Genomic DNA, 24,643 nt, shown 5'->3' on the forward strand with positions numbered 1-24,643 from the left:
CCAGGGCCGCGGCCATCAGGGCGTGGGAGGCGAATTTGCCGGTACCGGCCAACAGCCGGGAGGCAAAGGGACGGCCGGCAATAATCAGTTCATCCATGGTAGTATCCTTTATCGAACTGCTCTGGTCATGTAGTCGTGATCGTTGTCGCACTCGTACCCGTAATCGCACTCGTACTCGTACTCGTACTCGAAATCGTAATCGTACTCGTACTCGTACTCGCCGCAAAGTTCGCCAACAACAACCAACAGCTTTCCCGGCGGAGCATCAGCCGCCGCCCACGAACTGGACGATCTCCAACCGGTCGCCGTCGGCCAGCTGCGTGGTGGCAAAAGTATATTGGGTGACAATGGCGCCGTTGTATTCCACGGCGACCCGGGCCGGGTCGAGCTCCAGACACTCGAGCAATCCGGACAACGTCGTCCCCGCCGAGCAGTCGCGGGCGCGGCCATTCACGGTAATCTCCATCTGCACTTTCCCCTTCCCCGGTTTCGCCCCCGTCAGGATGCCTAGGCTTTCGTCGAACCCGACAGCAGGCTGCGCGAGATCTTCATGGAGCAAAAATCCGGACCGCACATGGAGCAGTAATGCTCCTTGCCCGCCACATCCGCCGGCAGGGTGGTCTCACGGATTTCCCGAGCCCGCTCCGGGTCCAGGCAGAGGCTGAATTGATCGTGCCAGCGGAACTCGTAACGGGCCCTGGACATGGCATTGTCGCGCGCCTGAGCTCCCGGATGGCCTTTGGCCAGATCCGCCGCATGGGCAGCGATCTTGTGGGCCACGATGCCTTCCCGGACGTCATTCCGATCGGGCAGACCGAGATGCTCCTTAGGCGTCACATAGCACAGCATGGCGGTACCGCACCAGGCCATCAGCGCCCCGCCGATGGCGGAATTGATGTGATCGTAACCGGCCGCCACATCCGTCACCAAAGGTCCGAGGGTATAAAAGGGAGCATCGTGGCAATACTGCTGCTGCAGGATCATGTTCTCCTGGATCATATGCAGGGGCACATGCCCCGGACCCTCAATCATGGTCTGTACCTCATGTTGCCAGGCGATGCGGGTCAGTTCGCCGAGAGTCTTCAACTCGGCAATCTGGGCCGCGTCGTTGGCGTCATGAATGGAGCCGGGCCGCAAACCGTCCCCCAGGGAGAAGGCCACGTCATAGGCCTTGAGGATCTCACAGATCTCCTCAAACCGGGTATACAGGAAACTCTCCTGACCGTGAGCACGACACCATTTGGCCATGATGGACCCGCCGCGCGAGACGATGCCCGTCAGGCGGCGCTCCGCCAGGGGCAGATGGGCCAGACGCACCCCGGCATGAATGGTGAAATAGTCTACCCCCTGTTGCGCCTGCTCAATCAAAGTTTCGCGAAACACCTCCCAGTTGAGGGCCTCCGCCTGGCCCCCGACCTTCTCCAGGGCCTGGTAGAGGGGCACGGTGCCCACGGGCACCGGGCAGTTGCGCAGAATCCATTCCCGGGTTTCATGGATATCAGCGCCAGTGGACAAATCCATCACCGTATCGGCGCCCCAGCGGATGGCCCAGACCATTTTCTCCACCTCGTCGCCAATGCAGGAAGACAGGGCCGAGTTGCCGATATTGGCATTGATCTTGACCAAAAAATTGCGGCCGATGATCATGGGCTCCGTTTCCGGATGGTTGATGTTGCAGGGAATGATGGCCCGCCCTGCTGCAACCTCGTCGCGGACGAATTCGGGCGTGATGGCCTCCGGAATGGCGGCACCCCGGCCATCGCCGGGATGCTGCCGCAGCAGCAGTTCCGAAAGGGTTTCCCGGCGCTGGTTTTCACGGATGGCGACAAATTCCATTTCCGGGGTGACGATGCCTTGCCGGGCATAGGCCATCTGGGTCACCGTATTCCCCGACCGGGCACGACGCGGGCTCCGTTGCGGCACACCGGTTCCGTTCGCAAGGGTATCCGAAGCGACCAGCTCGGTATCGCCGCGCTCCTCGATCCAGTCCCGCCGCAATGGAGGCAAGCCCTGACCCAAGTTGATGGTGACCTCGGGATCGGAGTAAGGGCCGGAGGTATCGTAGAGGCAAAGGGTCTCTTCAGCCGCCCCGGGCGTCCCGCTGAAAACGAGTTCGCGCATGGGTACGCGCAGATCCCGGCGGGAGCCCTCGACATATATTTTGCGGCCTCCTGCGGCCGCCGGCGGATGGGTGATGGAAAGACCTCGGTTGGAAAGCGTTGCACTGTTATGCTTCATGGTTAATCCTTACTGGATGATGTGGGCCGTTGCTTGGAAGCGAACCGTGCAACTTGGATGCACGCTTTGGTAAATAGACGCATGCGGTTCGCTCCGACGAAGGATGCCGTATAACAAAAAGGCAAAAAGCAAGCCAACCCCCTGCGCAATCACCATGCCTTTTCTCGATAACCGAAACAAAGCTCCAACATGCCGACAGCACTAGGTATTTTCCTTCTTCGAAAGCACAACGAAAGAAAATCGGCGGCCCCCAAAGCAGGCCCTGTCCATTCCGACCAAGGATTGCGACAGGTCTTTGAGACACCTGTCTCACCATGTGGTGCAACACCTGCCCGACGGCCCCGAGGTCCCTTTCTGCACAAATTACGACCCTGGCCTAGCGCTTGTTGGGCGGAACGATGTTGAACTTTTCCATCTTCCGGTACAGGGTCGCCCGACTGATGCCGATCTCCCGGGCCGCCAGGGTTACCTGCCAGCGGTGGTGGACCAAGGCGTTGAGTATGACGTTTCGCTCCGCTTCTTCCATGGTATTGCTGGGTGGCATCGAAACCGTGTCGCGCAGGGGAAGTTGCAATACAGCCTGTGGCGGCACCGGAGGCCCGTCGGGCAACGCCGGAGCGGGAGAACAACGCACCTCCTCCGGCAGGTCCTCGATTCGGATCACCCCTTGGTCGCACACCGCCAAGGCATAGCGCAGCACATTGCGCAACTGCCGCACATTCCCCGGCCAGGGATAGGCGACCAGAATGGCCATGGCCGCCTCATCCAGATCCACGGCACCGCCCTCTTCCGCCGCTTCGATGGCCAAGGCCTGATGAATCAGATTGGCGATATCGGCCCGCCGCCGCAGAGGCGGCAGTTCGAAGGAAACCCCGTTGAGCCGATAATAAAGATCTTCCCGGAATTCGCCGCTGGCCACCATGCCCTGAATGCCGCGATGAGTAGCGCAGATGACCTGCAGATCCACGGGAATGGGCGTGTCGCCGCCAAGGGGAGTGACTTCCTTTTCCGCCAGGACCCGCAGCAGGCGCGGCTGCAGGCTGGCCGGCATATCGCCGATTTCATCCAGGAACAGGGTGCCGCCGTCGGACTGCAGAATCTTGCCCCGCATGCCCTTGCTGCGCGCGCCGGTAAAGGCGCCTTCCTTGTAACCGAACAGCTCGCTCTCAATCAGGGATTCGGGGATGGCGGCGCAATTCACGGCAATAAAGGGTTTTTGGGAACGACGACTGCCGTGATGGATGGCGCGGGCGAACATCTCCTTGCCGGTCCCGGTTTCCCCGTTGAGCAGAATCGGAATGTTCTTGTTCATGACCCGCTTCATGCGGGCCACGGCATCCTGCAGACCGGGATCGGCGCCGGCCAGATAGTCCAGATCGAGTACGGTTCCCGGCTTGGGAGCCGTGGCCGGCGACACACTGGGTACAACCACCTTGGCGACCGGCGAGATGGAAATGGCCTGGGGGCACCTGAGAGCCACGAAATACTGCCGCCCTCGCCGACTGGTCCGCAGGGGAAAGACCAGATTGGACTGCCCGGCCTGCACCATCAACTGCTCCAGGTTGACATCGAACAGTTCCCCGACCTGCCGCCCGACCAATGATCCACCGGCTTCCTGCTCAAACTCCCGGTGCGAAGCGCGGTCGGCGGCCAAGATGGCGCCCTGGCCGTCCAGGGCCAGGAGAAATTCGCTGTTGACTTCGGCCAACTCCCGCATCCGGCTGATTTTCAATACCCACTGGTCCTCGAATTTGCGCAGAAAATAAGCCGATTCGATGATCCGGGCGGTTTCCATGACCAGTTGCAGGGCCAGGTGCTGGCTGTCCTTACCGTCCGGCGAATGCAGCGCGGAAACATCGACAATGGCCACGGAATTGCCGAAAGGATCGAAAATGGGCGCCGAACTGCAGGTCAGGTGGGAGTTGAGGGCACGGAAATGTTCGCCGTGATGGATGGTGATGGGACGCTTTTCGATGAGCCCCGTGCCGACCGCACAGGTGCCTTCATGGCATTCGGTCCACACCGAACCCAGGTATAATCCGGCGTCTTTCCATTCCCGCGCCAGGCGTTGATCGCCGCGCCAGTCCACCGTCACGCCGTTGGAATCGCACAGCAGGGCCGAATAGCCCAATTCGCACACCTGCCGGTGCAGACGATCGATGCCGGCCTTGGCGATGCGCAGAAAATTTTCCAGAGGTTGAGTATAATCCCGCAATTCTCCGGCGGTCAGGACCCGCACCCTGGTCGGGCGGCTCGGATCAATACGATGTTCCTGCAGGCTTCGCTCCCAGGATTGCAGAATGGGTTTCTCAACCGTGCTGTCCGCTTCCGGCGCATTGCCGGATATATAGGAAAAAATCTTATCGATGTGCTGATTTCTATCGAAACGCACCATCTTTCCCTCCCCGGAAATCCGTGCATATTCTATGGGATCCAGCCACTAATTTTTTGGATTTTGCAGAATTTAAACTGCCCTCTGAATCATGCCGATTGAACCAAACGGTCAAATTTTTCCATGCGCTGCGCCCCTTCCTTCATTCTTCCCCGGCACTTAAAAAACGAAACAGGCAATTAACCTAGCTAACTCAAAATTTTTTTAAATTGCCGAACAGCCCTCCCCCGAATAATCCAGGAGAGGGCTGATTCAAAACGAATCATGAAACTTTAATTTACTTTATGATTCTTAAAAGGCCCAGATAAAGCGGGTGTAAAGGGCGTTGGTTTTTGCAACATTCCTTCCGTCGATACCTCTGCTGTACCAAATGTCGAAGGTCAACTTGTCCGAAACCTTCATGCTGTTGCCCAAACCGACCTGCAACCGATCATAAGAGGCTATAGTTTCACCGGTATTCTTGTTCTTTCCGGATCCCGCAGTTTCATAATCGATATGCAGGGCAGGATTGATACGGGGGCTGACTTTATAGGTGAGAACCGCGTTGGCAAACACCGAGTCTCCCAGTTCGTTTCGTTGCCCACCTTTACGCTGATCACCACGCAAACGGTATCCGATATCCCAGTCGAGAACAACGTTACCCCATTGATGGTTATTCATCCAGGCAAAGTCCGACACAAAGGCGGAATCGGAAAGATCGCTGGAGCCCCAGGGAAGATGCAGCCAGTATTCAAGCATCGTCGTCCAGTTAGCGGTGGGCTTGATCCAGGCCACCACCCCGGTCTGTGGATCGATCATGCCGTTAATGTTGTCGCCATTCTCCACAAGCACTCCGGCATAACCGAGTACCGCTTCCCAGAGAAATCCGACATTATCAATGCCGTCGATCTTGAAAAGACGCGCGAATTTATTTACGGAAACCAGTACATCCATATCAGGACCTTCTGCACCGTAATAACTATTGGTCTTTTGCCAAACATTGTAGGAAAGCAGAAGGTTGATAGGTTTATCAAAATCCATGGGCAGATTGTATTCGTTTGTCCCGATAACGCTATAGGGAATAATCGCATCGGCTGCAAACGACTGACTTACTTTTGAGATACTCCCGACCGCCAAAAATGTTGCAAACAAAAACAAAATTAGTGTCTTGTTCCTTATCGCCATCATACCGCCTCCATCAAATTAGCTAATTATTGCTGAAAATGAATTCTCTTCAAATTAACATAAATTAAATTCCAACATCATAGTACAGTCCGGATATGCCTCCTTTCCCGTGGACAGACGTTTAGCCAAAAATTTTCAATGTGATCAGGCCTGATTAAACAATATATCCACGTCCTGCATAATCATGGCTCCAGACTTGAGCATCTGTTTAACTATCGGAACAGCAGCGTTCAACTTTTCTTCAGTATCGACAAATTCGATGACCATCGGTTGGCACTTGGAGATGGTCATGCCCAAACCGTGGGTGCGACAGGATACACAACAGAAACCAGAGCCTTCGAAACCCCTGAAGACCATGGAGCCGGCGATGCCCATTCCAAGTACTTTCTGAGTGATTGCCTCATAGAGCGGCTTGTCCTCATAACGAGCATTTTCGTTGAGATAGATTTTCAAAAGTTTTCCCTTGCCTTCAGCACTCATAGAACCTCCATTGAATTGTGTTTGATGTTATCCCGGCCCAAACCAGGTTGGGTTTCAGGCCAGCTTTTCCAAAAAATGGATCTCAGGTGCTTCAGCGAACAGGTCATCCGCCTTGGCAAGCAGAGACTGGATATAGGGCTTCTGCAAATGTTCGTCGAGCGCGGCACGATTGCTCCAGATTTCATAAAACATGAACAGACCAGGATCGCCTGGCGAATGATGGCAATCGTATTGCAAACAGCCCGCCTCGGCGCGCGTCGGAGTCAACAAAGCCGCCAGTTCCTTCTCCACCAAAGCCTCCTTGCCGGCTCTGGACCTGAATTTAGCCACCACCACCAATTTCTTGTTGCCCACGCTAAACCTCCTTCCCATTTCCGCCTAGACCTTGTTCCCAAGGCGACAAGACTGCCGGGAAGCACCCGCATTCGCCAGGAGCTTCCCGGCCGGCAATGAATTACACCAGGACAATACCGCCATCGATCATGACCGACTGGCCGGTCATATAGTCGGCGTCGTCGGAAGCCAGGAAGGAAACATACCCGGCAACCTGCTCCGGATTCCCTACCTCTTTGGCCAGAATGGCACTGTCGACGTAAGCCTTGAGGGTTTCGCCCTTGGCAGCACCCGTGTAGGCACCGATTTTCTCGTCGATGAGTTCCCACATGTCAGTGCCGACAATACCCGGGCAGTAACCGTTGACGGTAATTTTGTACTGGGCCATTTCCTTGGCGAAGCCCTGGGTGTAGCCGCGAACGGCAAACTTGGAAGCGCTGTATACCGGCAGGAAGGCGAAACCGGAATGCCCGGCGATGCTCGCGCAGTTGATGATCTTGCCACCGCTGCCCAGATATCCTTTATGACCTTGTTTGATCATCTGCCGCGCGGCAGCGTTGTCGCACAGCACCACGCCCTTGACGTTAACCGCCAGTTGCTTATCGATATCCTCGGGGGTATGATCGACACCCAGCTTGACGATGCCGATGCCGGCATTGGCCACCATGACATCCAGCTTGCCGAATTTTTCAACGGCCTTTTCCACCAACTCGGTCACTTCCGCTTCATTGGTGACGTCGGTCTTGACGGCCAGGGCCTTGCCGCCCGCCGCCTCGATCTCGCCGGCCACCTTCTGGGCATTATCGAACATGATGTCGCTGACCACGACGGCGGCACCGTCGGCAGCCAAGCGCAATGCGATACCTCTGCCGATACCCCGACCCGCTCCCGTTACGATTGCAACCTTGCCTGCAAGCTTTGCCATGTTTCCACTCCTCAGGTTAGATGTCCTTGGTGTCTTACCGACCCAAACGGCATGCCCACCTTGGGCCGTCAACTGCCTGGCTAATCGTTCCCTTCGCCGCCTTATTCGGCGGGATACACATCTTGCGGTTCCGGCCATGCGAAATCAGGCTTGAGATCATAAATTTCAGCTACCAGATTCAGATCCTTGAGGGAGTCGAGATAGGTGTAGGTCAGCCCCTGCCAATGCCCGCCCTGCAGCACCGGCAAGCCTTGCTCCTCATAGAACCTGACGGCATCGGAGTAGTTCTCGGTGCCGAATGCGACATGATGCAGACCTTCGCCGTGTTGCTGCAGAAATTCGGCATAAATGCTCTTGTGGTCTTTAGGCTGGATCAGTTCCCACTGCACACCTCCGATGTCGCACAGGGCCAGACGCATGGCATAATCGACCTTTTCCCCGCGAATGATCATGTCCTGGACGGTATCGGGATTGAATTCGTAAATTTTCCAGGGACCGATGCCGTACTTGTCGGCCCAGATTCTGACGGCGGCATCGCAATCCTTGACCACCATGGCAATTTGCAAGACCTTGCTGAACAGCGGTTTCGCAGCCATTTACGACTCCTTTGTTCAAAAGTTGGCAAACTGTATGGCATCAATGGGAATCCATCCCATCGAACCATATCGGTATCAAAACAGGCCATCCCCGCTCTGATTCCCCAATCCGGGGTGTATATCGAAACGGACCACGCCCACCGCCGCGCGTCCGCCAACAGCCTTGACCATGCGGGCCGTACCTTCATGTCCGAACCCGCCGCAGAGTTCGATGGCCCCAATCCCCTCATCCGCCAACTTGACGGCAACGGCTTCGGCCATGGCGTAATCCGCCACGCCGACGGTCGTCAGTTCGACCTCTTGAGTCTTGATAACGGTTCGGTCCTTTTCCCCATCGGCGCTCGGTGAAAGAAATATAAAAGCCGCTTTCAATGCCATATCCTGCCTCACCTTGTATTTGTCAGACCGCAATTTTCAATAATTTTTCAAAATCAATTTTTCTTTTGTTGATTTTGGAAATTCTTCCAACCAATGAATTCAACTTATCAATCTTCGATGGATCTACCTTGTCTTGTCTTATTTTCATTACACCTGAATTTTCGCCATAAATACAAAATGCCAGATCAACAATTGATGATATTTCTAATATCATTTTTTTTATGTCATCATATTTTCGGATCACATTGAAATCGAGTTGAATCCACAGTCTATCTTCGAGGTCGGAAAGCTGTTGCTTGACCACAGATTCATACTTAATAAGATTGTCGAGGACTTTTTCATCAATATGGGCTGACATTTTTCGTTCCATTTTTTCAAAACAGAATTTTTGGAATTTTTCTCTAGCGGCTCCCCGCCGCAAAATAACGGGGAGCCGCCATATTGCTGTTTACTCAGCCGGACGGACGATGATCTTGATGTGCTTTTCCTTGTTGTTCACCAGCTCATCAAAACCGTTTTTCACGATTTCCTGCAGCTCGATTTTCCCGGTGATCAACGGCTCGGCCACCAACTGGCCGCTGGCCAACAGGGCGGACACGCCCTTGAAATCATCCAGGGTATAGGCCAGGGTGCCGATAACCACCTTGTCCGTGGCGCTCAAGCTGAAGAAGTTGAAGGAGCTCGGCTCCTCGAAAATGCCGACGATGACGGCCCGACCGCAGTTGCGAATGGCGTCGATGGCCATAGGCGCGGTCAGTTTGTGGCCGATGCACTCGAAGGACACGTCGGCGCCGGATCCGCCGGTCAGTTTCTTGATCTCGGCGATGACGTCGCATTCTTTCGGGTCCAGGATCACGTCGGCACCGCACTCCTTGGCTTTGGCCTTGCGAGCGGCGGACATTTCCACCACGATGACCTTGCCGGCACCGGCTGCCTTGGCGCACATCAGGGTACCCAGGCCGATGGTTCCGGCACCGAATACCACGGCCGTTTCACCCAGCACGCTGCCGGCCAGGCGCACGGCTTTGAAGCCGGTAGCCAGCGGTTCGATGAGGGCACCGGCTTCGGCATTGAAGCCCGGGGGCAGCACGTAGCAGATGTTGGCCGGCACGTTGACATACTTGGCGAAGGCGCCGTCGGCCATCAGGCCGGTGAAGGCGAGCTTTTCACAAACGTTGTAACGGCCCAGGCGGCACGGCAGGCAGGTGCCGCAGTGCTGGCAGGCATCCGGAGCCACCAGGTCGCCGACCTTGATATTGGTCACGCCGGCGCCGACCTCGACAACCGTACCGGTAAATTCATGACCAAGGATGGTCTTGCCGCTGTGACCGGTGAGAGGATGGGCGGCAGTCGGAATGAAGATCGGGCCGGCCAGATATTCATGCAGATCGGACCCACAGATACCGCACCACTCCACCTTGATCTTTACTTCACCAGGCTGAGGAAACCCGGGTACCGGAACATCTTCGACACGAATATCATTCTTGCCATGCCATACTGCTGCTTTCATCGTTTCTGCCATTGTAGTTCTCCCTTTCAGTGGACGAAGCGGTGCTCTCGCACCAGGATAATGTGGGCAACCAGGCCGGCCTACTGGAACAGGGCAGCCATATTGAGAAACTCGGGCTTCATGATGATATTGACCAAAAAGGTGCAAATTCCGATGGATAAGGCCGGCGGATCGATGTGGCTGCTGCCATGGTTGTAAAATACCCGAGCCGAATATTCCTGAACGATCCCGGCAAAGATTCCGGCAATGCCGGCGGCGAGAATCGATCCGGTGTAAAGAAAGACCCAGGCGCCGATAATAGACGGGCAATGGACAATGGGAACCTGCTGCAGCTTGCCGGTACCGAGTTGCAACGCCGTAAGAATGAAGATGGCCAGACACCATCCAATGAGCAGGGGCGCCACGAAGGCGGCGGTACCGGAAATCTGCCCCGCAGCCGCCATCGGGTCAAGCTGTGTCTTCAGGCCATAGGCGATGGAGGCGGAAAAAATCGCCGCGCCGAAATTCATGGGGATATTGAGCCCCCAGGGAGACTGCCAACCGGCCCAGGAGATGGAATATCCTTTTGTGTTCATCAGCCCATGCTCTTTGATGGACGCGGCGTTGCCCCAAGGCATTTCCTTGAGCCAAACCAGACGAACCAGAAGGGTCATGGTAATGAGCACGAAGGCGATGCCATCGGTCTGGTTGAGAATCGGGGTCGCTGCAACCACTTGCAGCAGCAGGTGGCTGGCGACAGAGAACAGGCCACCGAACACCATGACATCCCAAGAGGTATGCAGCAATGGGGTCAGGATATCCTTGGCGGCCCCGGAAGGATGATTTTTACGCGCCACAGCGTAAGCGGCGGCGGCCAGACCGGCGCCGAATCCGCCGACATGAGGACCAAAGATGGGACCAAAGGCGACCTGCATCAGAACGAATTCGGTACCTCCGGCCATGATGATGGCGATGCCCAGCAAACCGATCAGGGCACAAATGATTACCGCCCACAGCCCACCCAGAGCTACACCGATGATACCGCCACCAAAAACCATTAACAGAGTGTTCAAGCTATAAGGTTCCATGTAAAGCTTCCTTTTGCTAGACATTTACAGGAGTGATTGGGTACCAAATCTCCCAACCGCCAGGCTTCAACCCCGCACGAATAAGCAAACACATGCCAATCCAGTACATTCTTTCCATTTCTCAGAACTCTCAACCCCCCCACGCCGTCAATTCCCTCCCCCAAAACCTCCTTTCGTGAAAACCACCCAAGTGGGTGAAAAATCTCTGGTCAACCGGTTAGACCCTCACCACCGCCGTACATCCTGAATGCGCCTGAGTTGAACCATGCTTGTAAAACGGCTTCGCTGCCTGGCCTATTTCGCAATGGATGTACCAAATCTTCCGTTTCACCAAATTTTCGCCATCTACATTTTTAAACTGTTGTTTTATCTGCAGTTAGGAAAAATCCGAAAAAACGGATATCGTTTACGGTCTGGTGTTTGAGGTATACATGACGATGGGCACCTGCCCCGATATGAGGCGTGTGTTTCGTGGTGAGACAGATGTCGCGCCTGAACAGGAGACAAAAACCAGAGATCTATGCTATGTTACTCGCCGTGGTGTTTTTGAGCGTGCCTTGGAGTCGACCAAGGATCCAAGTACTGCAACTTGAATTGGGATTTTCTTCGATTGAAATATGTGCCGCCACCGCTGATTGCGGGTGAGGATTTTGGTTTCTAACTTCGACAGGAATTGTGCATGAGATACTTCAAACACAGCCGGCACTGTGAAAAGATTATCTCCCTTGTGGAAAAACCCTCTGAATCGGAAAATCTACCGGTAGCAACCGATGTTTTAAAGTCCTGGCAGCGCAGTCTTCAGCAACACGGCATCGATCCTTCCCGCCCCAACCAGGTGCGGATTCTGACCGCCCGGGAACTGCGGGAATACAGCCAACCCATCGAGGAGTTCCTGTCCATTGCCCGGGCCGGCATCGACAATCTGCATCGGCATGTCTGCGACTTGGGCTATTCCACCCTGCTGTGCGACGCGCAGGGCATTACCGTGGACTGGCGGGGTGAAGATCGCTTTAAAAAGGAATGGAAGCAGGCGGGTCTGTATCTGGGAGCGGTGTGGACCGAATGTCACGAAGGCACCTGCTCCGTCGGTACGGGCCTCATCGAACAGCGACCCCTGACCATTCACCACGGTGAACATTTTCGCGCTCTGAATGCCGAACTGACCTGCAGCTCCGCGCCCATCTTCGATCCTTCAGGGCAATTGCTGGCCGTTCTGGACGTCTCCGCCCTGCGTTCCCCCGAGTCCAAGGACAGTCAGCACCTGACCCTGCAACTGGTCATCCAGACCGCGCACATGATCGAGACGGCTTACTTTTGCAGCCATTTCCCCGAACACTACATTCTTAAACTGAATCGCTGCCGCGAGCTGGCCGAGGTGCGCAACGACTTTCTCCTCGCCCTGGATGGTGAGGGGCGGGTGCTGGCCGGTACCCGCAAGACCCTGGAGGCACTCGCGGCTTTGGCCGACGGCAGGATCATCGGTCGGGACATCGGGGAATTGTTCGACATGAACTTCGAGCGGGTTCAGAGTTCGGCGGGCCTGGTCTTCCCCCTCAGAACCCATCGCGGCGAGGGTTTCTACGCCAGCCTGCGCGCGCCGCAGGCCCTGCACCTGCCGCCGGCGCAGGCAGGAAGAATCAATTCTACGCGCCGGCCTTCTTCCGTACCCCGCGACGGCAGCCTCACTCTGGACTATCTGGCCGGAGCCGATGCAACCCTGAAAGCCAACGTGGAGCGCATGAAACGGGTGCTGGACAAAAACATCTCCATCATGCTGTTCGGGGAAACCGGGACCGGCAAGGAGGTTTTTGCCCGTGCCATCCACAACGCCAGCCGCCGCGCCGGCAAGCCCTTTGTCGCCGTCAACTGCGCCGCCATTCCCGAATCCCTCATCGAAAGCGAGTTGTTCGGATATACGGACGGCGCCTTTACCGGCGCGCGCAGCAAAGGCATGCGCGGCAAGCTGCTGCAGGCCGACGGCGGCACCCTTTTTCTGGACGAAATCGGCGACATGCCGGCCAGCCTCCAACCGCGCCTGCTGCGGGTGCTGGCGGAAAAAGAGGTCATCCCCCTGGGCGGCGACCGGGCCATCCCGGTGGACATCCAGGTGATCTGCGCCACCCACCGGAACATCCGCCAACTGGTGGCAAGCGGCGCCTTCCGCGAAGACCTGTTTTACCGCTTGAACGGCATCGCCTTCGAGCTGCCGCCCCTGCGGAACAGAAGCGATCTGGCCCGTCTCATCCATTCGGCCCTGGCCCTGGAAGTCGAGGCGGAAACGGCCTCCGTCGGCATCGGCCCGGAGGCCATGGCGCTGCTGACCGCCTTTGACTGGCCCGGCAATATTCGCCAGCTGCGCAATGCCCTGCGTTATGCCCTGGCGGTCTGCGACGGCCAGAGCATCGGCATACATGACCTTCCCGAGGAAATTTCCGCAGTTCTCCACCTGCAAACCGTGCCGCCGCCCCCCGCTATCGCTCCGGCGCCGCAGACCGCAAGCCCGGCCGCACCGGTACTGCCCGCCCCCGCTGATGACCTCAACCATCTTGAACGGGCCGAGCGGGAAGCCATCGTGCAGGCCTTGATCCAACATAAATGGCAGGTCAGCAGGGCGGCCCGCACTGTGGGTATCAGTCGGGCCACCATTTATCGCAAGATGGAGCGCTATCGCATCACTGCGCCCAACAAGATCTGAAGCCGAGGCCCGGCCTGTTCGATCATTTTTGCGGCGGCGAACCGTGTTCTGCGAGCCGCTGCACTTCGCCTGGTTGCAGGTGGTCACGGAGAAAACGCGCCGCGGCCGCTTCGTCCAAGGGTTTGGAAAAAAGGTAGCCCTGGGCGCCGTCACAACCCAACTCCCGCAGAATGGCCAATTGCCTTTCCGTTTCGATCCCTTCGGCCACCACCTTCATGCCGAGGCTGTGAGCCAGGACAATGATGGTCTGGGCAATGGCCACATCGCCTTGGTCCAGGTTGGCGATAAAGGAGCGGTCGATTTTCAGCTCATCGAATGGCATGCGGTGCAGACGACTGAGGGAGGAGTGGCCGGTGCCGAAGTCGTCCAGGGACAAACGCACGCCGAGGTCCTTCAACCCGTGCAGTTGCTGGACAAATTCCTCCTCCGGCAGGCTCAGGGCGCTTTCCGTGACTTCGAGAAAAAGGTTGGCGCCGGCCAGGGAGTTGCGCCGCAGGACATCCCTGACCAACGGTCCCAAGTGACGTGGATTCAATTCCGTGCAGGACAGATTGACGGACATGGAAAGGGCCCTCGGCGGATTCAACTCCTCCCGCCATTGCATCAGGCAGCGACACGCTTCCTCCAGCATCCAGCCATCGACGGCATGGATCAATCCGGCACCTTCGGCAACCGCGATGAACTGATCCGGAGTCAGCAAGCCCCGAGTCGGATGAGCCCAGCGGACCAGTGCCTCAAAGCCCCGGATACCACCGGAAGGCAGGTCGAAACAGGGTTGAAAATAAGCCCGCAGTTCACCCCGCTCCAGGCCCTGTCGCAGTTCGTTTTCGATCTCCAGGCGATAAACCACCTCGTCATGCATGCCCGCATCGAACAGCATGCAGCAATTGCGCCCCTGTTGTTTAGCACGATACATGGCCGTATCGGCCTCGCGCAGCAACTGCACGGCGGTGGTGGTGCCGCCAACATCAAGGGCCACGCCAAGGCTGGCGGAGACGTGAAAGGTATGTACTTCCCAGGGAATGGGTCGACACAAGGCCTCCCGAATCCGTTCGGCGCAGGCCAAGGCTTCCCCGGTATCGCCAACCGCCTCGAGGAGCACCGCAAATTCGTCGCCACCGAAGCGGGCAAGCAGGTCCGTGGAGCGCAGCACCCCGGAGATACGCCGGGTGATGGTCAGCAGAAATTCGTCCCCGACCAGGTGGCCGTAACTGTCATTGATCTTTTTGAAATGATCGATATCGATCATCAGCAATGCCAGGCAGGCCTCGGGCGTGTTTCGGGCCCGCTCCAAAGCGGCGCCGAGATGCTGCAGGAACAGGGTCCGATTGGCAATGCCGGTGAGGGGATCATGCAAGGCGTCGTGCTGCCATTTTTCCTGGGTTTCCTGCAGGGCGTCGAGAGTTTCATTGATGGCGACGGCCAGGCGGTCCAATTCATTGTCGCCTTCCACCGGCACCCGCGCTTCGCCGGTTCCAAGGCGTCGAATGCCGTGGATAGCGCGGTCCATACGGGCCAACCGGGACAAAAACAGCCGTTCCAGAAGCCACCAGACCACTCCCATGAAGACCAGCCCGGCCAGGGCCAGAGTCAGCATGATGACACGTCGCCAAACTTGTCCCTGCTGGTAGAAGCGACGTTGTTCCAACACGCGCAGAGCCGCCACCGGACCACCGTCAGGATCCGTCAACAGGACATCACCCCAAATCCGTCCATCCCCGGATACTTGAATCGCCATCGGTTCTTCGGCTGTCAGGCCCGAAGTCGGGTCAACCGGCAGCAGGGAAAGATGGAGTTGGACGCCCTCCTCCAAGCGTTGCAGCCGGGCCGGGGTCAGATGCCGGGCCATGACCAGAAAACCGCGACCCGGCCCCTTGCCTTCGTTGGTCAGTATTCGTGCCGCCGCCACCAGCAGGGGGTACTGGCCCGATTGGATCATCCCTTTTCGGACCAGCCCATTTTCGGCAAATGCCAACCAAATCTCCTCTAACAGCTTTGAGGAAGGCTCCTGGATTTCGTTGTCCTCCGTCAAACCGCCGCCTGCAATCAGGTTGCCGCCCGGATCGAAGAACAGGAGGTAATCGAGGTCCAGAGTCGCGAGTGATTCGGGCACGAGATTGCTGCCATAGGAAGCCTGCCGTTGGACCATGAACTCGTAGGTGTCATCCCAGTGCGCCCAATCTTCAACGATCAACTCCATGGCACGCAGGTTCATGATCACGGCGGCCCGGGCTCGTGCCAATTCTCTTTCCATTCCGGCTATTTCCAGCGATTCGACACCCTCCAGCAGCAGAGTCGAAGAGGCCAAATAAAGCACCGCCAGCAGCACCACGAGGGTCAAGGCCACATTCAGCAGCGTGCGCCACCTCAGGCTCATGTCCTTCCTTTCCGGGGTCACTAAGGGGATTTCTGCTGCCTGGAATCACTTGGCAACACACTTGGACATAAATGCCGACGAATTTCGTGTCAAAAAAATGCTCTTAACTCGATATTCAGATTAACCTGAAGGCGAAAAGCATTTTTCATACCATTAGCCATCGTTCAAGCTTGATGGTCTCGCAAAAAGTCTTCCCGAAGTTCTTTTGGTCGGGAATCCAGCCTGTAAAATCTTGAAATCATGGGTGCCCGATAGAAACACTCGGACATGACGGTGTGAATTTGCGAAGGCATCAAGCTTGAATGCGTGCAGTTTGATGGAACCAGGGAGGTGGCCGTCACCCCGTGCAATGCACCACCAGCACGGTCAGATCATCGGGCAGGTTGTCTTCCAGGGCCGGCAGGGCCAGCAGGCGATCCACCATCTCCTGGGCACGGCCGGCGCCGGCCAGGCAGCGGGCCAGAGCCTGGTTGTCCAGGGCCAGTTCCGGCCGGGCATCGATGAGACCGTCGCTATAGAGCACCAAAGTATCGCCCGTGGCGAAAATGGCCGCCCCTTCCTGAAAATTTAAATCCACCGGAATGCCAAGGGGGAAGGTGCGCGGCGTGAGTTCCTCAACCAGCCCCGAGGCGCGCCGCAGAAATGCCAGACCGTGCCCGCAGTCGACGAAGGTCAGGCGTCGGGCGGCGGCATGGATCTGACCGAAAAACAGGGTGACGAAGCTTTCGGAATTTTCCAGGTCGGTCACCAGGGCCTGCTCGGCCAGGCGCAGAGCTTTTTCCGGGCGATTATGGGCCACGGAACGCAAAGCGGCGCGGGCCGTGGCCATGAGCATGGCGGCCGCCAGTCCCTTGCCCATGACATCCCCGAGGGTGAAGCCCCAGACCCCGGGGCAGACTTCCTGCCAGTCGAAAAAGTCGCCGCCGACCTGCTGGGCCGGCAGACAGCGGGCCGCCACTTCGAAGCCGGGTATCTGTGGATAGTTCCGCGGCAGCAGCTTGCGCTGAATTTCCGCCGCGTAGCGCAGTTCCACCTGGAGTTGCAGGCGGCACCGTTCGCTTTCATGCAAGGCCGCCTCCGCCCTGCGCCGTTCTTCCCGCTCGACAGCTTCGTCCAAGGCCCGCCGCACCGCCGGTCCCAAACGGGAGAGGCGGTTTTTCAGCACGTAATCGGTGGCCCCGTTGCGCAAAGAGTCGATGGCCGTTTCTTCCCCCAGTCGCCCGGAAACGAAGATGAATGGGATGGCGGGGCAGGTGTGGCGAACGATTTCCAAGGCTGCCATGCCGTCGAATTTCGGCAGGGCAAAATCGGCCAGGATCACATCGATGCCGCCCGCGTCCAGGGCGGCGACAAAGGCTTCCCGGGTCGCCACCACGCGCAGGTCGCAGTCAAAGCCTTCGCCGATCAACGTGGACTCGACCAGTTCCGCATCCAGCGGATCATCTTCAAGGTGCAGAATACGCAGTTGTTGGGACATGGCATTCCTGCCTGGCTTCACTATTCACTGAAGGATCCCGGGACCCGAGGCCCTTCTCGTCGGTTGCAGAAAAGTGTCCTTGTCGCAACGTCTTGGACAGGGCCAACCGCGCTCAGGCACGAGGCATGGGCGGGGGTTCGTTGACAACCGCCCAAAATGCGCCAAGTTCATGGATGGCATCGATGAAGTCGTGGAAATTGACCGGCTTGACCACATAGGCGTTGACGCCCAGCCGATAACTTTCGATCATGTCCTGCTCCTCGCGAGACGAGGTCAGGACCACCACCGGGGTGGAGCGGAGTTTTTCATCGGATTTGATGGTGCGCAACACCTCGAGACCGTCCACCTTGGGCAATTTGAGATCCAGCAGAATGACGGCCGGATTCTCCACCGGGCGTTCGGAATGAGCCCCCCGACAGTACAAATAATCGAGGGCCTCGGCGCCGTCGCGGACCCAATCCACACGGTTGGCAAGGTTGTGATCGGTGAGCCCCTCCAATGTCAGTTCCGCATCGTTGGGGTTGTCCTCGACCAACAGAATTCGTCTCAAGTGGAGAACCATCTTTTATTCCTCCTCCCACTTCGGCAGCGAAAACCAGAAGGTGGCCCCGCCGTCGACGGAGCCTTCGGCCCAGGTCCGGCCGCCGTGGCGGTGAACGATGCGGCGCACATTGGCCAACCCGAGGCCGGTGCCCTCGAATTCCTCCGTGCCATGCAGGCGCTGAAACAGGCCGAACAGCTTGTCGGCATAGCGATTATCGAAGCCCACGCCATTGTCCCGCACGAAGATTCGCGTCTCCTCGGGATGATCGGTGACGGCCCCGATTTCGATCCGGGCCGGCTTCCGGGAGCGGCTGAACTTGAGGGCATTGGCGAGGTAATTGACCAGCACCAGATGCAGCATGGCCCGATCCCCCATGACCCGCGGCAGCGGACCGATATCCCAGATGATTTCTCGATCCCTGGTCTCTTCCGCCAGATCGGCCAGCGCCTCCCGCACCGCCTGGTTCAGATCGACCCAGGTCTGCATCATCTCTGACCGGCCCATGCGGGAGAAGGACAGCAGGTCATCGATGAGGGCCCCCATCTTCTGAGCCGCCTCTGAAATCACCTGCAGGTAGTGCCGACTTTTCTCATCCAGGACTCCCGTATCGCGCTTGTTGAGCAGCTCGACAAAGCCGGTGATATGCCGCAGCGGCGCCCGTAAATCGTGGGAAACCGAATAGCTGAAGGCTTCCAATTCCTTGTTGGCGGCGGTGGCCTGCTGCAGGTTGCGCTGCAATTCCCGGTTCAATTCCCGGATGGTGCGTTCCGCCCGAAGGCGATTGAGCGCTTCGACAAAGGCGACGGACAGGGCTTCCATTTCCTGCTGATCGGCCGGGGTATAGCCGCCTTCCTTGTTGGCCAGGCCAACCATGCCGGCGATGCCACCCATGAAACGCAGGGGCACCCCCAGAAAGCAATGGATGGGCGGGTGCCCCGGCGGCGTGCCGACGGAAGCCGGATGGGAAGCCGGATCGTTGATGAACCAGGACCGCCCTTCCCGCAGGCCGATGGGGTTGATGCCGTGATTCGGCATGTTGCGCAGCAGTTCCGCAGCCTCGGACGGAGCCATGGGGCAGGCCGCCCATCCGGCTGTGCTGAGGGTCAAGGTATCGAAACTCCCCTCCTGGTTCAGTTCCCCCAGGAAACTGATGGTGCTGCCCGACAGAGTCTCGGCCATGCTCAGACAGAGTTCAGCCACCTCCTCCTCGCTTTTGCATTCCGGCGTCTCGCGAAAAAGGCGCACGATGCCCTGCAGCAGGGCTACCTGCCGCAAAGCCTGATCTTCCTCCTGGCGCAGATCCCGGAGTTCTCTTTCCAGGTCCGCGCGGGATTTTTTGTCATTCCTGGACATACGCAGTCTCTGCCGGGGTCTCGGTGGGGCATCCAAGCATCATTGCTGAATTATGCCACCGGCAGAGGCGGAAGCAACCATCGACCTCCTTCCCGCAGGCCGTTCTTCTCAACGCATCCAGAGCCCGGATCTATTCCTGCCAATGAATGCAGGAAACCGGGCAAGCATCCATGGCCTCCTGAATGCTTTGTTCCGATGCACCGGTCGGCGCATACACTTCCGCCAGATCCTCGGCGTCCATCCTGAACACTTCGGGCGCCATTTCCACACAAAGTCCGCAGCTGATACAAGCATCCTGGTCCACGTAGGGCGTTTTGGCCATGATCATTCTCCTTGGTTAGTGCCTCCTGTTCGGGCGCGCATCTGCCGGCAGGCAGGGCAGGGTCCAGGTTCACCGGCTTGAAAATGTCCAGACCCTTTCCTCCTTCGCAAGTCCGCACCGCCATGGATATTTCAGACGCCTACAGGCCCCACATGGCCGGCCCGACCAGCAGCACCATCACCGTCATCCAGAGCGCCAACAGCACCGCCATGACAACCGCTGCAGTCAAAATAAATCTGGGCCAGCGGCGGCCTTGCCCGGCCCGGCCGAACCGGACCATGCAAAGCCAGACCAGCGCCAGAATGGCCAACGCGCCCACCAAAACGAGAATCCTGAGCATACAAACCTTCCCACTAATCAGGCAATAGAGCGAAAATTTTGCCAAGTTATTGTTTGGGAATCATAGGCGTGCCTCTTTTTCTAACATTGTACACGAGGGGGCGGTGTCCGAGCTGGAACCAAGCCTGAAAAGGATCAATATCGTCAGAAAAAGAAGACCTTACGGTTCGGTCCGAACAACAAGATGGGGAGTAAGGCAATGAAAAAACTCGTCGGGTCAACGCTATTGGCATCGATGATGTTGGGATCCGCGCCGGCTTGGCCGGCACGCAAGATGACCGTGGATTTTGGGACGGGCAAGATGACGACCACCAAGGACCGGCGGCCACCTGGGCCAGAGGCCGAGAATCAGGCGGCCAGCAAGCAAAGGAAGGCCACCCAAGACTTCGCCAGCCTGCAACGAATCCTCCAGCAGCAGAACCGGATGATTCAGCAGCAGCAAACTGTCATCCGCGAATCGCAGGCAAGAAACCGCCAGCTGAACAATGTCAATCAGGAGCTGAAATTGATGCTGCGCTCCTGCCGATGAAGTAGGGTCGGAGGTAACAGTCCATTATCTCGGCCAGAGTACTCATTTGGGGAATCCCGATTCTCAAGACAGAGGTAGGATGAAATGAAACTCGCAACCCGGCGTTTTTTGACTTGTGAGCTTCTTGGCCGGAGTCTTGGCAAAGATGATCCCACCATGAGCTTCAATGACCAATTTACAGAACGCCAAGCCTAGACCGATGCCTCTTCGACCCAACCCTTCCTTGCTTTCAACTGTAAAAAATTTTTCGAAAATGGCTTCTTGGTATTTTTCTGGGACACCATAACCTTGATCCTTCACAGAGGTCCAGAGATACATTTTCTTGGGATTGAGATTACGGAGTTGATCTCCCTTAGCGATTTGAAGAATATTTTTATTTCTTCCCCATATACGCCTTGATTCAATTACAATCTTTCCACCAAACACACTGTAGTTGATTGCATTTGAAATAAGATTATTAATTGTGCGCTTCAGCCTTACCAAGTCACCCTCAAGCTCAAGTGTAATATTTTTTGACTTTAATATTACATCGAGATTCTTGTCAGAAAAAAGCAATGAAAGTTCCTCAATACAATCCTTAGCAATCTGGTTAAAATCAAAAAATGTCTTATTAAGACTAAAGTTTGTGTTTTCGTCCCTGAAAATATCCAGAAAAGAATTGACCATGCTGCAAAGCTGGTCATTGGTATTTGAGGCGAGACGAATAACATAGTCCTGCTTTTCGTTGATTTCGCCAATCCTCTGAGTTGACAGCAATTCAAGGGTCTTATTGATGGCAGAAATTGGATTCCGCATGTCATGGCTCAACATAGCCACAAGATCCTGTTTCATTTTTTCATGGCGTTTTTCTTCGGTAATGTCCCGCAGGATCGCTACATACCCGGCAACTTCACCATCCTCATCATTAATTCGGGAGATGGAAACCTGGGCCGGAAACTTGTTTCCCGCGACTTTGACACCCTCCATTTCAATCCGAAAATTTTCCTCCCGACCCAAGTCAAGTTTACTCTTGCACTCCAAAATCCTGGCTGAAGGCGCCAACAAATCACAAAAATCTACGCCACATAACTGCCCATCATCGTAGTGGAACACCTCGTGGCATACCCGGTTGACCATGGTTATGCGGAAATTGGGATCAATAGCAAAAATACAATCCGAAGCGCTATTGACCAACTTATTTAAATATTCAGTGGACTGCTTTGCCAAAAGATATTTCTGCATGGCCATGTCGCTGAGAGTTCGTGTAATAACTGCCATGAATTTAACAATTTTTTGAAGTCGCGGCTTGGTAACAAAAGGGATTTTACGCAGTTCTTTTAAATAGCCATCAATATCTTCAATGCCAATCGCGCGCGCCCGAGCTATCGCAGCCTCATCCGAGATTGGCGCTTCCAAAACCTGTCCTCCATTTAGATTAGCTAGATGGTACCCCTCGACGATAATAGGTGTTGCACAATCAACCAAGCCGGCATTAAGGCAATTGTAAACATAAGGTTCTTGCTGCTTAAGGGACATTTCACCACCAAAAGCATCACTGGCATAACACTTTTTTCTGCCCTTTTCTGTACCACGACAAAATTTGGCACAAAAGCGGGTAAAGTTTTGTTCCCCCGACAACGGCTTCCCTTCTGTGTCCGCAATGACAGAACCAATGCCACACACCTCGTTAAATGCATCAAGTATATCATTAAGTGTTTTCTTATCAATCAAATCCAACAAATTAATTGTTGTTTTAATTTTTCTTTTATTGTCTAGAAGTTTGTTTTTTGTATTTTCTATATTCATAAAATACCCTAAATCAGTATATTTACTGGTTAAGATATAAAACATATGGAGAAATAATCCTCTTTTTGTCAATAATATCAACAATAAGTCTGGAAAGAGACTCAATACTAATTGTTTTTAAAATATATCCTGAAGCTCCAGATGCCTTAGAATCATCTATGTAAGTTCGATCATTATATGTTGACAGTACAAAAAGAATCATGTCTGGATATTTTTTCCGTAAAATACTAATCGCAGCAACACCAGATAGACCTGGCATATCAATATCCATAAGAACGATATCCGGAATTGTTTTTTCAATTTTTTCTATTGCGTCGAACCCATTGTCTGCTGTACCAATAATGCAAATTTTACTGTCATTTTCAAATGCCATCGACAACCCTGCACGGATCAATGGATGATCATCAGCCAAAAAAACCTTAATCCTAACATTCATCATACCCCCGTTTGCCGATGAAGTCTTGATTATTTATATACTATTTGTAAAATTCGATTTGCATGGTTGCGCCCCACAATAGATCAATCAATGAGCTTTCGCCGCCGGCCGACAATGACTGCTTCCATGCGGCTTTTAACTTCAAGTTTTTGAAAAATATTTTTAATATGAGTTTTTACAGTTTCTATACTCAAAAAGATCTCATCAGCTATCTGCTTGTTGCTTTTTCCTTCAGCCAGCAACTTCAAAACCTGTTTTTCTCGAGGTGAAATATGAACATCTTCTTCATTTTCTAGAGCATTTTTGTGCGCAACAGCCAAATCCAGCAGGTAGGGAGAAACTGGTTGCTTGCCCTGAGCAAAGTCCCGTAAAAAATCAACCAGCGCGGTAATACTGATGGCTTTGAGCAGATAACCATCGGCACCGGCTTGCATGGCCCCAGTAACGTAACCCTTCTCAGAGTAGGAAGACAGAGCGATGATTTTCAACCCTGGCAGTTTATTACGCAGCATGCCAATGACAGTGATGCCGGATATGCCAGGCAAATCAATGTCTATCAGTGCAATATCCGGAGGATTTTGAAGAATTTTTTCGACACCTTCAAAACCATCCGCTGCTTCCCCGATAAGATCGAGGTCCGTCATTTCGTCCAAGGTAAAGCGGAGTCCTGTTCGCAGCAAAGGATGGTCGTCGACCAGAAAAACCCTGAAAGGAATTGTTAAAGACATTGGCTCACCTTTAATGAAACTCGCAGCAGGCAAGCTCTAACAGCCGCTTGGCTTTTTGCGTTTGTGTTTCGAACCGTCACCGAAAAAAATAAAAAAGGCCACCTATTGCAACCTCGAAGGTAAAAAACCCAATGTAAAACTCTGCAAGTAGTAACAATTCAAATCGGAAAAATAATTCAACATAGGCCCGCGAAGTTTAAATGTTTTTCATCTAACTCATATTGGCCAATATATATTTGAATACCTATCATCTTTTCCTACCGGCACGCAAGTACAGGCCTCGGCTGGTCGCCGTCAGTCAAATCACCTCCGGCCTTTCAACAGACACTTCTACCCGCCCGGATGTTGACGGTTAAAATTTGCATGACTAATTCACTGATTCAGATCTGCTTTTGTATCCTACCCTTCGCGCAGTCTCTCCTCAAGGCTTTCCAAAGACTTGAACCCCAACTGCCTTGCCAGGCTGCGATATGTCGCTTCGGAGAGGCTTGAACCAATCTTCCGCAAAGCCAGTATGTCCTCGTGAAGCAGTTGAAGAGTCTTTTCTGAAAAAGTTTCCAGTTCGCAGCGCAGGTAGGTTTCAAAAGATGTCAGCCCTTGAGCATCTTCTGCCTTGCCAAGGGGACGGCCTCTCCTCATTAGTCGGGGATAGTCGGCAATGAACTGCCTTTGGTCAGCCACAGCAAGATCGACAATGGCATTGATGATGGGGCTAAAGTTTTCACAGGGAACAAGGCTATCCATGCGGGCATACTTGATGGCGACCAAATTGCGTCCACTGCCTCGGGCCCAGAGTAGGTCCGCACAATAGCTTTTCAAGGTTTCAGCCGACCATCCGGAAAATTGAGCCCGCCGGTGGATCCTGAACCTATCAGGGTCCTCCTGGCAGCAATATTTATGACCGGTGGGGACAGCAAGAAACATGGCAAGTTCCAGTTCAAGCACTTGATCAATGATAACCTTCCTGCCTTCCAT

Annotated in this window: 24 protein-coding genes and 1 pseudogene; 2 read left to right on the plus strand and 23 right to left on the minus strand. The window is 55.2% G+C overall.

The annotated features are described in order from the left end of the window. The 13 genes and pseudogenes from JQN68_RS14745 to JQN68_RS09580 form a co-directional block, all read right to left on the minus strand. A pseudogene (locus JQN68_RS14745) lies at window positions 1-97 on the minus strand (thiazole synthase); the annotation flags it as partial. Between the two features lie 168 nt (window positions 98-265). Beyond that, entirely contained in the window at window positions 266-466 is a 201-nt protein-coding gene (thiS, locus tag JQN68_RS09525) for a sulfur carrier protein ThiS (protein ID WP_225073966.1), read from the minus strand. A gap of 41 nt (window positions 467-507) precedes the next feature. After that, a complete protein-coding gene (gene thiC, locus JQN68_RS09530) occupies window positions 508-2,238 on the minus strand; it encodes a phosphomethylpyrimidine synthase ThiC (RefSeq protein WP_249621146.1) in 1,731 nt (576 codons plus the stop codon). A 376-nt stretch (window positions 2,239-2,614) separates the two neighbouring features. After that, window positions 2,615-4,633 carry a sigma-54-dependent Fis family transcriptional regulator gene (locus JQN68_RS09535; protein WP_249621147.1) on the minus strand — a complete coding sequence of 673 codons (2,019 nt, stop codon included), beginning with the start codon at window positions 4,631-4,633 and terminating at the stop codon, window positions 2,615-2,617. A 288-nt stretch (window positions 4,634-4,921) separates the two neighbouring features. Continuing rightward, complete coding sequence (locus tag JQN68_RS09540) at window positions 4,922-5,797, minus strand: transporter (RefSeq protein WP_249621148.1); 876 nt, start codon at window positions 5,795-5,797, stop codon at window positions 4,922-4,924. Window positions 5,798-5,938: 141 nt separating this feature from the next. Then, window positions 5,939-6,274, minus strand: coding sequence for a DUF190 domain-containing protein (locus JQN68_RS09545; RefSeq protein ID WP_249621149.1), 336 nt, complete (start codon window positions 6,272-6,274; stop codon window positions 5,939-5,941). Between the two features lie 54 nt (window positions 6,275-6,328). Then, window positions 6,329-6,628 carry a putative quinol monooxygenase gene (locus tag JQN68_RS09550; RefSeq protein WP_225073626.1) on the minus strand — a complete coding sequence of 100 codons (300 nt, stop codon included), beginning with the start codon at window positions 6,626-6,628 and terminating at the stop codon, window positions 6,329-6,331. 100 nt (window positions 6,629-6,728) lie between these two features. Continuing rightward, a complete protein-coding gene (locus tag JQN68_RS09555; protein WP_225073627.1) occupies window positions 6,729-7,532 on the minus strand; it encodes a glucose 1-dehydrogenase in 804 nt (267 codons plus the stop codon). A 101-nt stretch (window positions 7,533-7,633) separates the two neighbouring features. Beyond that, window positions 7,634-8,128 (minus strand): VOC family protein, encoded by a 495-nt coding sequence (locus JQN68_RS09560; RefSeq protein ID WP_225073628.1) that lies wholly within the window; start codon window positions 8,126-8,128, stop codon window positions 7,634-7,636. A gap of 75 nt (window positions 8,129-8,203) precedes the next feature. Further along, window positions 8,204-8,506, minus strand: coding sequence for a DUF6506 family protein (locus JQN68_RS09565; protein ID WP_225073629.1), 303 nt, complete (start codon window positions 8,504-8,506; stop codon window positions 8,204-8,206). A 22-nt stretch (window positions 8,507-8,528) separates the two neighbouring features. Continuing rightward, window positions 8,529-8,864, minus strand: coding sequence for a hypothetical protein (locus JQN68_RS09570; RefSeq protein ID WP_225073630.1), 336 nt, complete (start codon window positions 8,862-8,864; stop codon window positions 8,529-8,531). Between the two features lie 90 nt (window positions 8,865-8,954). Beyond that, complete coding sequence (locus JQN68_RS09575) at window positions 8,955-10,028, minus strand: 2,3-butanediol dehydrogenase (protein ID WP_225073631.1); 1,074 nt, start codon at window positions 10,026-10,028, stop codon at window positions 8,955-8,957. Window positions 10,029-10,096: 68 nt separating this feature from the next. Further along, the gene (locus tag JQN68_RS09580) at window positions 10,097-11,083 is read right to left on the minus strand and encodes a DUF7973 family transport facilitator (RefSeq protein ID WP_225073632.1); all 987 of its coding nucleotides are present in this window, start codon (window positions 11,081-11,083) and stop codon (window positions 10,097-10,099) included. 679 nt (window positions 11,084-11,762) lie between these two features. On the opposite strand from JQN68_RS09580, the gene JQN68_RS09585 reads away from it, so the two are divergent. Next, window positions 11,763-13,778 carry a sigma-54-dependent Fis family transcriptional regulator gene (locus JQN68_RS09585; RefSeq protein WP_249621150.1) on the plus strand — a complete coding sequence of 672 codons (2,016 nt, stop codon included), beginning with the start codon at window positions 11,763-11,765 and terminating at the stop codon, window positions 13,776-13,778. A gap of 22 nt (window positions 13,779-13,800) precedes the next feature. Here JQN68_RS09585 and JQN68_RS09590 read toward each other — a convergent pair whose 3' ends face one another. From JQN68_RS09590 to JQN68_RS09615, 6 genes are all read right to left on the minus strand, one after another. Continuing rightward, complete coding sequence (locus tag JQN68_RS09590) at window positions 13,801-16,155, minus strand: bifunctional diguanylate cyclase/phosphodiesterase (protein WP_225073634.1); 2,355 nt, start codon at window positions 16,153-16,155, stop codon at window positions 13,801-13,803. Window positions 16,156-16,492: 337 nt separating this feature from the next. Next, window positions 16,493-17,632 carry a PP2C family protein-serine/threonine phosphatase gene (locus tag JQN68_RS09595; RefSeq protein WP_225073635.1) on the minus strand — a complete coding sequence of 380 codons (1,140 nt, stop codon included), beginning with the start codon at window positions 17,630-17,632 and terminating at the stop codon, window positions 16,493-16,495. A gap of 112 nt (window positions 17,633-17,744) precedes the next feature. After that, window positions 17,745-18,194, minus strand: coding sequence for a response regulator (locus JQN68_RS09600; protein WP_225073636.1), 450 nt, complete (start codon window positions 18,192-18,194; stop codon window positions 17,745-17,747). Window positions 18,195-18,197: 3 nt separating this feature from the next. Then, a complete protein-coding gene (locus JQN68_RS09605; protein ID WP_225073637.1) occupies window positions 18,198-19,529 on the minus strand; it encodes a sensor histidine kinase in 1,332 nt (443 codons plus the stop codon). A 130-nt stretch (window positions 19,530-19,659) separates the two neighbouring features. Then, window positions 19,660-19,851, minus strand: a complete 192-nt coding sequence (locus tag JQN68_RS09610) for a ferredoxin (RefSeq protein WP_225073638.1) — start codon at window positions 19,849-19,851, stop codon at window positions 19,660-19,662. A 139-nt stretch (window positions 19,852-19,990) separates the two neighbouring features. Beyond that, window positions 19,991-20,191, minus strand: coding sequence for a hypothetical protein (locus tag JQN68_RS09615; protein ID WP_249621151.1), 201 nt, complete (start codon window positions 20,189-20,191; stop codon window positions 19,991-19,993). Between the two features lie 198 nt (window positions 20,192-20,389). Between JQN68_RS09615 and JQN68_RS09620 the strand changes: the two genes are divergently transcribed. Continuing rightward, window positions 20,390-20,719 (plus strand): hypothetical protein, encoded by a 330-nt coding sequence (locus JQN68_RS09620; protein ID WP_225073688.1) that lies wholly within the window; start codon window positions 20,390-20,392, stop codon window positions 20,717-20,719. A 63-nt stretch (window positions 20,720-20,782) separates the two neighbouring features. Here the strand turns inward: JQN68_RS09620 and JQN68_RS09625 are convergent, their stop codons facing one another. The 4 genes from JQN68_RS09625 to JQN68_RS09640 all read right to left on the minus strand — a co-directional run bounded on the left by JQN68_RS09625 (window position 20,783) and on the right by JQN68_RS09640 (window position 24,643). After that, entirely contained in the window at window positions 20,783-22,549 is a 1,767-nt protein-coding gene (locus JQN68_RS09625; RefSeq protein ID WP_225073689.1) for a PocR ligand-binding domain-containing protein, read from the minus strand. Next, complete coding sequence (locus JQN68_RS09630; RefSeq protein ID WP_249621152.1) at window positions 22,527-22,916, minus strand: response regulator; 390 nt, start codon at window positions 22,914-22,916, stop codon at window positions 22,527-22,529. The genes JQN68_RS09625 and JQN68_RS09630 overlap by 23 nt, the downstream gene beginning before the upstream one ends. A gap of 107 nt (window positions 22,917-23,023) precedes the next feature. Continuing rightward, complete coding sequence (locus tag JQN68_RS09635; protein ID WP_225073691.1) at window positions 23,024-23,668, minus strand: response regulator; 645 nt, start codon at window positions 23,666-23,668, stop codon at window positions 23,024-23,026. Window positions 23,669-24,067: 399 nt separating this feature from the next. Then, window positions 24,068-24,643: a DUF4125 family protein gene (locus JQN68_RS09640; RefSeq protein ID WP_225073692.1), complete on the minus strand. Its 576-nt coding sequence runs from the start codon at window positions 24,641-24,643 to the stop codon at window positions 24,068-24,070.

It is taken from the genome of Desulfuromonas sp. CSMB_57 (genome assembly GCF_020194955.2).
Taxonomy (GTDB): Bacteria; Desulfobacterota; Desulfuromonadia; order Desulfuromonadales; family Syntrophotaleaceae; genus JAFCIY02.